Origin of the sequence: Acinetobacter sp. UBA3025 (assembly GCF_002367915.1) — a bacterium.
GTDB lineage: Bacteria > Pseudomonadota > Gammaproteobacteria > Pseudomonadales > Moraxellaceae > Acinetobacter.
Map to the genome: position 1 here is coordinate 1,341 of NZ_DFDO01000063.1, position 501 is coordinate 1,841.

Consider the following 501-nt stretch of genomic DNA (forward strand, 5'->3'; position numbering starts at 1 on the left):
CCCATGACTTTAAAACCATTCGAGAAAATAATCGCTGGTGTGCCATTTACACCGAGTGATTGTGCCAGCTGTTTATTACGTTCAATCGGGTTGGCACAGCTCTTTTTCGATTTAGGTTGTATACCTTGACCAATCAGGTCTTCCCAAGCCTGTGCTGGATTTTTTTCACAATAAACCTGTTTAGATGGCGCAATTGACTGCTGTTTTAAAGGCAGGATGAAGGTATAAATAGTGACATCTTTGAGTTTTTTCAGCTCTACTTCAAGTTGTTTACAATACGGGCAATTTGGGTCAGAAAAGATGGCAAGCTGACGTTTTCCTGCCCCTCTGGCTGATTTAATCGCATCCTGTAGCGGTAACTTTTTCCAGTCGACACTGTTTTGTTTGAGTAATAAATCCTGAGTCAGATTATGCTGGTCCTGAATACGGAACATTGAACCAGCTAGGAGATGCTGGGCATCTTCATTCAGATAGACAATCTGCCCCTGCATGGAACCGCAG

Annotated in this window: 1 protein-coding gene; it reads right to left on the minus strand. The window is 42.9% G+C overall.

Features of this window, described 5'->3' with window-relative positions:
• The coding region (locus tag B4J23_RS02620; protein ID WP_291358681.1) for a DsbC family protein at positions 1–501 on the minus strand (501 nt) is incomplete at both ends.